We start from the raw sequence: 5,336 nt of genomic DNA on the forward strand, positions 1-5,336 counted from the left end.
GGCCCCTCCACCGGCCCCGGACGCGCCGCCGCGCGGGATGCGGGGCTCCGCCGCGCCCGGGATAACCGGCACCATGGCAGGGTCCCGACGGCCACGGAGCCCGGCCCGGACGGCGAGACCGAGGTGGCCGCTGAAGTCGAGGTCTCGGTGCGGTCGGACGTCACCGACGCCGCCGCGGTCCAGGCACGCTCGAACAGGCCCTGCGGGAACACGACATCACCCCAGCGCCGTTCGGGGAGGCCAAGACCCTGGCCGTCATGACCGCCCTGGCCCGGGACGCGCTCGGCTGATGCTTACGGCGTGCCTGCCGCGATGAGGCCGGGCAGTTCGCGCATGTCCTGGAAGACGATGGTGCCGGTGCCTTCGAGCCGTTCGGCCGGGGTCAGTCCGCCCGCGTAGCCGAAGGCCCGCATGCCGGCGGCGCGGGCGGCCTCGACACCGGGGCGGCTGTCCTCGACCACCGCGCACGCCGCGGGGTCGACGCCCATCCGCTGCGCGGCGTACAGGAACAGGTCCGGGGCCGGCTTGCCGCGGCGGACCTCCGTGGCGCTGTAGATGCGGCCCTCGAAGTGCTCGTAGAGGCCGGTGCGGCCGAGGGTGTGGCGCATCTTCTCGTGCGAGCCGCTGGAGGCGACGCAGGTCGGCAAGGTGATCGCGGCGAGTGCCTCGGGCAGTCCTTCGACGGCGGTCAACCCGGCGTCCACCGCCTCGCGGTGGCGCTGTTCGAAAAGCTCCCGCCAGACGTCGGCCGTCTCGTCGCCGACCCGGAGGGCGATGTCCTCGCGGACGGAGGCGCTGGAGCGCCCGATGAAGCGGTCCATCACCTCGTCCTCGGTCAGCGGCCAGCCCAGTTCCGCCCCCAACGCGACCTGGAGGGGCAGCGCGATGCGTTCGCTGTCGACGAGCACTCCGTCGCAGTCGAATATCACGAGTTCAATCGGGTTGATCATTCCCGCAGCATAGAGGCCGCCTCGGTGCGGGAAGCGGTACGGGCCCGGTGCACCATGGTCCGGTGACCAACTGGAACCCGGGGCCGACCGGCCCGAACCCCGTGTCGGCCGAGGGCGCCGCGGGACTGTCCCGCTACCAGGCGCAGATGCGCGCCCGGATGCTCGCCGCCCCCGTCGTGCCGGCACCCGACGACTGGCGGCCGGTCTTCGACCCCCACGTCCCCGTTGGCGGGCTGCTCGGGATCGGCTTCGCCTCGCACCCGGACACCGGCGGCGACCTGGTGATGGTCGTCTCGAACGACGGCCACGGCCTCTTCGACGCGGGCACGGGGGAGAAGATCGCACGCGACCGGGACCCCGGCTGGGAGCACAGCACCCCTGACGCGGTGCCCGACCTCTCCTGCCCGGGCCTGGGGCCGGTCGCCGGCCACCGCGTCCGCATCGCCGGCCTCTTCGGCGGCGGCCTGCACACCACCACCGCCGACGGCTGGACGCTGGAGGTGGTGAGTCCGGCCTGGCCGAACGACCGCGTACTGCTCTCCACCGACGGCGGGCTGCCGCACTCCGGCCCGCACGGGGAGCGGTGGTGGCACATCTTCCACTCCTACCGCTCGGGACTCAGGGCGGCGGGCTTCTCCCCTTCCGGGCGGACGCTCGCGGTCGCGACCAGCAGCGACCTCACACTCTGGACGCGCGACCTCTGACCGGGCGGGTCGTGCGGACGTGTTGCTCGCGCCGTCCTCGGCGGCCGCGTCGAAACGTGCTGCGGACGCCTTGACCAGAAGGCTCTACCTCTCGGTAACTTGATGTCGTCCAGGAAAGAGCCGTCGGAAGGAGCCGGGCGCGTGGCAGACCACGACCTGAGCGGGTTCGAGAAGAGCACGTTCACCCACGACGGCGTCACCCGCCGGATCCTGCGCGCGGGCAACGGCCCCGCGGTGATCGTCATGGCGGAGATCCCGGGCATCACCCCCAAGGTCATCGAGTTCGCCGAGCACGTGGCGGCGTCCGGCTGTACGGCCGTACTCCCGGTGCTCTTCGGCGAGCCCGGCCGTGACGCGGATCCCGGCACGGTCGGCTGGCCGAGTGCCGGCCGCTACATGGCCTCGTCGCTGTGGAAGGTGTGCGTGAGCCGTGAGTTCACGCTGCTGGCGACGGGGCGCAGCTCGCGCGTCGTGGGGTGGCTGCGCGCCCTGGCGGCCGCCGAACACGAGCGCTGCGGCGGCCCCGGGGTCGGCGCCGTGGGGATGTGCCTGACCGGCGGATTCGCCCTGGCGATGGCCACGGACGAGCGCCTCGTAGCCCCTGTGCTGTCCCAGCCCTCGCTCCCGCTGGCCTGCACCCCGGGCCGCGCGGGCGCCATCGACATCAGCCCCGAGGACCTCGCGGTCGTCCGCGGACGTTGCGAGCGCGAGGGGCTCCAGGTGCTCGGGCTGCGCTTCCGGGGCGACCGGCTCGTCCCCGGCGACCGGTTCGGCCACCTTCGCCGGGAACTCGGTGACGCCTTCGTCGCCGTCGAGCTGGACGCGAGCGCGGCGAACCCGCAGAGCGCACTCGCGCCGCACTCCGTCCTGACGGAACACCTCATCGACGAACCGGGGCAGCCCACGCGTCAGGCGCTCGACATCGTCCTCGACCTTTTCCGCACGCGGCTGCTCGGGGAACGGGAACGGCCCGCTCCTGCCGTGTGACCGGATGGCCGGACGGACCGGAAGGGACGGACCGGCCCGGCCCGCACCGGCCCGGCCCGCATCGGCCCGGCCCGCACCGGCCCGCATCGGCCCGGCCCGCATCGGCCCGTACCGCGCGGACCTGCCTCCTCAGCCCCGTTCCTGGGCGATCACCGCGTCGACCTCCACCTCGACGAGCCACTCGGGATCGATGAAGCGGGACACCTCGACGAAGGTGGTGACGGGCCGGATGGAGGCGAACCGTTCGCCGTGCGCCCGCGCGGCCTCCTGCCACCGCGTCACATCGGTGAGCATGACGCGGGTCCGCACGACGTCCTCCAGCGACGCCCCGGCCTCCCGCAGGGCCTCTTCGGCGATGTCCAGGCACCGTACGGTCTGGGCGTGGACGTCGCCGGGGCCGACGGTGGAGCCGTCGTCCCCGAGGGGAGCGGTGCCCGCGACGGCGACGTACTGCCCTGCCCGCACCGCACGGGAGAAGCCGATCAGCGGCTCCAGCGGCGATCCCGAGCCGACCTTCCGATGTATGTCGGTCATCTCTTCATGCTGTCAGAGGTGTGACTGACGGGGCGTCACGCGCCTGGGCGCGTTGCGTGGACCGCCCGGACATCGAGTGGCAATCTTGGTGATATCGCCGCAAAACGCCCATGTTCACGAACGGTCCGTGTGCGCGCCGTGCCGTGCTCTCCGCCACCCGGGACAGCCACGTGGTTTGTATATGCCGGTCACCGACGTATGGCGGGGTTTGAAGATCCTTCCCGGCGGCAGTCGCTCCTGCCTGCCGTCGGAGATTCACGTTGCGATGGAGATGGAGTGCTCATGGCCACCAGGAAGAACCTCACCGCGAACCGGGAATCCCTCGTCCACAAGGTCCGCTACGCCGCGAGCCGTCCACACCGCATCGCCCCGTACCTGAAGCGCGCCGCCCGCGACCGGTGGCTGGCCTTCAAGCACCCCGACCACGTCAGTTACTACCGGGCCGTGATGGCCTCGGACACCCGCCGCAACCCCGAGGCAGCGGTCGGCAGCCAGACCCACGAACGATGGCTCGCGCTCGGGCAGATGCAGTTCGACTACCTCGTCGGGCACGGCCTGGAGCCCGGGGCCCGCATGCTGGACATCGGCTGCGGCAACCTCCGCGCCGGCTGGCGGTTCATCGATTACCTCGACGCGGGTCACTACTACGGCATCGACATCTCGCCCGACATCCTCATCGCGGCGAAGCGGACCCTGACCGAGCGGGGACTCCAGGCCAAGGTGCCGCACCTGACCATCACCAAGAACCTGACGCTGGACTTCCTCCCCGACGGCTACTTCGACGTCGTCCACGCCCACAGCGTCTTCTCGCACTCACCGATCGATGTCATCGACGAGTGCTTCGCCCACGTGGGCCGGGTCCTGGCGCCCGGAGGCCATTTCGACTTCACCTTCGACCGCACCACCGGCACCGAACACCACGTACTCCGCGAGGACTTCTACTACCGCACCCAGACCCTCATCGACCTGGCCGCCGGACACGGGCTGTCCGCACTCTTCATGGAGGACTGGGAGGCACTCGGACACGGACAGTCCAAGATCCGTGTCAGCGTCGCGGGATCCGACATCGACGCCGAGGTCTGACGGCCCCCACCCCCACCGCCACCGCGGTCGGCTCAGGCGTGGCCGGCCGGGTCCGAGTGCTGACGACGCCACAGGCGCACGGCCGGGCCCGTGGACGCGAGCAGGACCAGGCACGACAGCGCGGTGTCCTCGCCCACCACCAGCGGAGCCGGAGCGCGTGCGCCACGATGTCCGCGGCCTCCCGCAGCCGGGTGATCGGCCCGGCGCCCTCGGTCGCCTGCCGGTAGGCCTCGGCCACCTCGTCGCCGAAGGCGTGGCGGAAACCGGCGGGGTACAGGCGCAGCAGACGAAGGCTCACACCGTGGCCGTCGCTCCGGAGACGCCCAGGCGGCGTGCCGGCTCGCGCGCGGTGGCGGCGATCCGCCGCGCCTCGACGGCCAGGCTCTGCCGGCCTCCGGCGGTGAGGCGGTAGGTGCGGCGCAGCCGGCTGTCGACGATCCGCTCCTCGTGGACCTCGATCAGCCCCTGACCCAGCAGCCGTTCCAGGGCCCCGTACAGGGTGCCGGTCCACATCTTGACGCGTCCGCCCGAGATCAGCTCCACCTCGCGTGCGATCGCGTACCCGTGGCGGGGCTCGTCCGCGAGCGCGGTCAGGAGGAGGAGGGCCGGTTCCTGCAGCGCACGATCACTCATGTCCGCATGGGGTAGGTCATCCACCGGCATATGCCGCCCGACGGGGCGGCCGGTCACCGGGGCCCGCCCCGCCGCGGCTCGACGGGCAAGTGGCCCCGAGACCGGAACGCGCGCCCGCGGTCAGCCCCGGAAGGCCTCCGGGCGGGTCGGGGAAGCCTCGGCGAGGGCCTTGGTGACCGCGTCGACGCCTTCCCGCAGCCCGTAGACGGGGGTGTCGGGCTGCTGGCGCCAGGACTCGTCGAGGCCTCCCGCGTCGACCGTGTCGAAGCCGAGTTCCTCGATCAGGGCGCGTACGGTCTTCTTCGCGACGGCGTCGTCGCCCGCGACGGGCAGCGCCATCCGGTCGGCGGCCCCCGCCGGGCGGTGCCGGTCGAGGATGTCCTGGGCGTAGGTGCCGTTGAAGGCCTTGATGACGGGGTGTCCGAGGTGCCGCTCGGTCCAGCGG

7 protein-coding genes are annotated in these 5,336 nt (G+C 72.3%); 3 read left to right on the top strand and 4 right to left on the bottom strand.

Annotated features, from left to right (window positions below):
* Positions 1-293: 293 nt before the first annotated feature.
* Positions 294-950, bottom strand: coding sequence for an HAD family hydrolase (locus ACWGIU_RS28695; protein WP_453710572.1), 657 nt, complete (start codon positions 948-950; stop codon positions 294-296).
* Positions 951-1,096: 146 nt separating this feature from the next.
* Here ACWGIU_RS28695 and ACWGIU_RS28700 point away from each other — a divergent pair, with 146 nt between their 5' ends.
* On the top strand, positions 1,097-1,654 hold the full coding sequence (locus ACWGIU_RS28700; RefSeq protein WP_453710583.1) for a hypothetical protein: 558 nt from the start codon (positions 1,097-1,099) through the stop codon (positions 1,652-1,654).
* A gap of 141 nt (positions 1,655-1,795) precedes the next feature.
* Positions 1,796-2,641 carry a dienelactone hydrolase family protein gene (locus ACWGIU_RS28705; protein WP_453710574.1) on the top strand — a complete coding sequence of 282 codons (846 nt, stop codon included), beginning with the start codon at positions 1,796-1,798 and terminating at the stop codon, positions 2,639-2,641.
* A 129-nt stretch (positions 2,642-2,770) separates the two neighbouring features.
* On the opposite strand, the gene ACWGIU_RS28710 is transcribed toward ACWGIU_RS28705, so the two are convergent.
* Positions 2,771-3,175, bottom strand: a complete 405-nt coding sequence (locus tag ACWGIU_RS28710; protein ID WP_453710576.1) for a RidA family protein — start codon at positions 3,173-3,175, stop codon at positions 2,771-2,773.
* A 282-nt stretch (positions 3,176-3,457) separates the two neighbouring features.
* Between ACWGIU_RS28710 and ACWGIU_RS28715 the strand changes: the two genes are divergently transcribed.
* Positions 3,458-4,258, top strand: a complete 801-nt coding sequence (locus ACWGIU_RS28715; RefSeq protein ID WP_453710578.1) for a class I SAM-dependent methyltransferase — start codon at positions 3,458-3,460, stop codon at positions 4,256-4,258.
* 294 nt (positions 4,259-4,552) lie between these two features.
* On the opposite strand, the gene ACWGIU_RS28720 is transcribed toward ACWGIU_RS28715, so the two are convergent.
* Together ACWGIU_RS28720 and ACWGIU_RS28725 are read right to left on the bottom strand one after the other, a co-directional pair.
* On the bottom strand, positions 4,553-4,891 hold the full coding sequence (locus ACWGIU_RS28720; protein WP_453710580.1) for a PadR family transcriptional regulator: 339 nt from the start codon (positions 4,889-4,891) through the stop codon (positions 4,553-4,555).
* A gap of 120 nt (positions 4,892-5,011) precedes the next feature.
* Positions 5,012-5,336, bottom strand: a 325-nt coding sequence (locus ACWGIU_RS28725) for an NADPH-dependent F420 reductase (protein ID WP_453710582.1), incomplete at its 5' end; no start/stop codon positions are given.

Source organism: Streptomyces sp. NPDC054840, assembly GCF_053611065.1.

What these genes read in the sequence shown, in the direction of transcription:
- ACWGIU_RS28695 (WP_453710572.1), bottom strand. Translation starts at nt 950, where the DNA reads ATGATCAACCCGATTGAACTCGTGATATTCGACTGCGACGGAGTGCTC.
- ACWGIU_RS28700 (WP_453710583.1), top strand. Translation starts at nt 1,097, where the DNA reads ATGCGCGCCCGGATGCTCGCCGCCCCCGTCGTGCCGGCACCCGACGAC.
- ACWGIU_RS28710 (WP_453710576.1), bottom strand. Translation starts at nt 3,175, where the DNA reads ATGACCGACATACATCGGAAGGTCGGCTCGGGATCGCCGCTGGAGCCG.
- ACWGIU_RS28715 (WP_453710578.1), top strand. Translation starts at nt 3,458, where the DNA reads ATGGCCACCAGGAAGAACCTCACCGCGAACCGGGAATCCCTCGTCCAC.
- ACWGIU_RS28720 (WP_453710580.1), bottom strand. Translation starts at nt 4,891, where the DNA reads ATGAGTGATCGTGCGCTGCAGGAACCGGCCCTCCTCCTCCTGACCGCG.